Raw genomic sequence first — 3,212 nt, forward strand, 5'->3', positions numbered from 1 at the left:
TTAGTTTAAATTAGATTATTATAGTTTTTTTATTAAAATAGGTTTTATTTTATTAATATAAATTTTAATCTAAAATTATTAAATTTTAATTAATAAGAAATTATTAGTTAATTCTATGAATTTTAATAATAAAAATTACTTAAAACTCATAATAAAATTAAATTAAATATTTTATTTAAAGACTAAATGATTAAGATATTATTCTATTTTACTACTATTTTTATTCATGGACATATTTATTATTCCAGTAATTGTAGTTTTATTTTCTACTATTATTGCAGCATACAGATATACGATATAATATTATCAGTAATAAATTGAATTTAATATTGATTTTACTTGGTTTATTTTATAATTTATTTCTCACAATATCAATTAAAAATCCATATTTCATAATCTCCTCATTAATTTCAGGTATATCAATATTCATAATTTCTTATTTATTATGGATTTTAGGTTTATGGGCTGGTGGTGATGTTAAACTACTTACTGGAATAGCTTTTATGATTCCATCAAATTATTATCATTTATTTCATTTTTGGCCTTTTACTTTAGATTTAATATTAAATAGTCTTTTAATTTCTTTTCCATTTATTTTCATATATCTTTTAATATTTAAACTAAAAAATAATAAAAAAGATCTAATTACTAGGATTAAATATGAAATTTTAAGTTTTAATATCTTAAATTCTACAAATAGGTTTTCAACATATCTTGTTCCTATATCTGAATTAAAAGAAGGAATGATTTTAGATAAAACAAATTTTAATAATAAAATTGCATATGATTTTATTTTAAATAATATTAGTAATATGAATAATTTTTATATAAAAGAGTTTAATAATGAATTTATTATAAAATCTCAAACTTCTGCAGGTTTAAGTGTTGATGATATTAAGATTTTAAAGTATCTTAAAGATAATAATTTAATTAGTAAAAATGTTTTTATAAAAATAGAAATTCCATTTGCACCAATAATATGTATTGGTTACTTAATAACATTATTTTATGGAAATTTAGTATTTTATTGTTTTAATTTATTTTAAAATTAATTATTTGAATTTAATTTAAATGAATAATTTATTTATTTTTTTATTTTAAATTTATTTTATTTAAGTTTAATTTAGATAAATAATTTATTTATTTTTATAATTTTGGATTATGTGGTTTATATGAATTTAATACAATCAAATAGAGGCCAATTGTCTATTGAATATTTATTTATCTTTATAATATCATTAACTTTAATTACAATAATATTTATTCCATTAATATCAACATCACTTGATTATACAATAGATGTTACTCATGTTTATAATACTAAAGCAGAATTATCTGAGGTTGTAAAAGGAATAAATGAAGTTTATGCATCTGGATCTGGTTCAAAAAGAGTAATATTTTTAACAATCCCTGAAGATTGTATTATAAGTTTTTCATATAATAAAGTTAGTACGAGTCTGAAATTATCAGATAATACAATTAAAAATATAGAATTAAATACAGAGTGTAATAATCTTAATAATCCTCAAATTAAACTAAGTAAAGGATTTAATAAAATAATAATTGAATGGCCAGATAATACATCAAATATTAGAATTTATATTCATTAAGTATTTTTAAATAATAGTTTTATATTAATAAAATTAAAAAATATTATATTTAATGAATTCTAAAAATTAATATAATTTTTAATTAATATATCATGTTTAAAATTAGATATACAGTAGTTTATAATTACTTTAAAAAACATATACCTAATTAAAAATTTATATAATTTTATGAGAGTGAATCTATGGATGTATTTATGATATTATTATATGTTATACTATTTCTACTCTTAATGGTATTCATTTTCTCTGTAGCGGTATTAAGTCCTTATTTAGATAAAAAAGATTTAGTTGGAATTCTTGCAATAGGATTTATACTAGGTGCAATTGGTGGTGTATTTTTCATAAGCCCAGTCTATGATGAATTTCCTGCATTAATTGGTACTGTTGATGCAATGATTACGGGACAAGATGAATACATTAATGTAGATGTAGGTTCACAAGCAGATAATAATATAACAGATATGGAAAATAATATTAAAAAGGTTCCAGGTGTAAAAGGAGTTACTACGTCAGGTATAATGATAATGACAAGTAATTTCTCTTCGAATTATTCAGATTATATTAAAGACAGTATAATGCATAACATCAATCAATCATCTCATGTTAAAGATGTTAAAATAAACAGTGAACAAGGTATTATTAATGTAACTGTTAAAAATGATACTGATCCAATAGCTATGAAAGATGATTTAGAAGAATTTTTATCTGAATCATATGCATTATATGCATTATCAACAACTTTTAGACTTCAAGCACATGTGAATGTTAATGATGTTGATACTGTTGAAGAAAACATGAAAGAAGCAGGTATTCCATTTTCAACAGTAGAAGGACCTGTTGAAACTTTTGTTGAGAAAAGTAAAAATACAATGCCTCCATTATGGGCTGCTTATATAATTTCTGGTATTATTGGTATAATCTTTGCAATTCTTGGTATGTTTGTAGATAAAATTTATTATGGCTGGAAAAATACAGTTAGATCAAGAAAATCAGCAAAATCTTCTAAAACAGACATTGATTCTTATGCTAAATTTACAAAAGGTTTTGATGTAAATAAATATAAGAAAAAAGAGGATAATATTAAAGATTCTGATGATAAGGATTCTGATGATGATAAAGAATCTAAATCTGATGATAAAAATTCTGAAATAGTTGAAAATGGTAATATCCATATTGTTGAAGATATACCTAAAGAAATTGAAGATAAAAAGTCTAAAATAAATAATCTTAAAGAAGATAAAGAGAAAAAAGTAATCAATGAGCTTAAAAAGGAATCTAAAGTTGAAGATGTAAGTGATAAATCTAAAAAAGATAATCATAAAAATTCAAATAAGACCTTAGATGACTTTGAAAATAAAAAAGATTAGTTTTATACTATCTTCTTTACTATTTTTTAATTTTTAATTATTTTTTAAATTTAATTTATTTAATATTTTTATAATTTTAACTAATTTTTTATAGAGATTTATTTTTTGTTTTTTTTCTAGTTTTTAATTAATTTTGTATGTTGTTTTTTGTTTTTTAACTTGTTTTTTTAATTTAGTTATTTTTCTGTTGTTTTTTGTTTTTTAACTTGTTTTTTTAATTTAGTTATTTTTTTTT

At 19.8% G+C, this 3,212-nt stretch carries 2 protein-coding genes and 1 pseudogene; all 3 read left to right on the plus strand.

Translation table 11 applies throughout. The annotated features are described in order from the left end of the window. Nucleotides 1-272: 272 nt before the first annotated feature. Nucleotides 273-1,046 (plus strand): annotated as a pseudogene (locus BGI41_RS07355) (prepilin peptidase); the annotation flags it as partial. 126 nt (nucleotides 1,047-1,172) lie between these two features. Further along, complete coding sequence (locus tag BGI41_RS07360) at nucleotides 1,173-1,610, plus strand: class III signal peptide-containing protein (RefSeq protein ID WP_088540026.1); 438 nt, start codon at nucleotides 1,173-1,175, stop codon at nucleotides 1,608-1,610. A 182-nt stretch (nucleotides 1,611-1,792) separates the two neighbouring features. Continuing rightward, on the plus strand, nucleotides 1,793-2,977 hold the full coding sequence (locus BGI41_RS07365; protein WP_088540029.1) for a hypothetical protein: 1,185 nt from the start codon (nucleotides 1,793-1,795) through the stop codon (nucleotides 2,975-2,977). Nucleotides 2,978-3,212: the final 235 nt, after the last annotated feature.

Origin of the sequence: Methanobrevibacter sp. 87.7, from assembly GCF_002208625.1 — an archaeon.
Lineage (GTDB): Archaea > Methanobacteriota > Methanobacteria > Methanobacteriales > Methanobacteriaceae > Methanarmilla.

Bases quoted from the DNA above. Each gene is read 5' to 3' on its own strand.
- BGI41_RS07360 (WP_088540026.1), top strand. From the start codon at position 1,173: ATGAATTTAATACAATCAAATAGAGGCCAATTGTCTATTGAATATTTA.
- BGI41_RS07365 (WP_088540029.1), top strand. From the start codon at position 1,793: ATGGATGTATTTATGATATTATTATATGTTATACTATTTCTACTCTTA.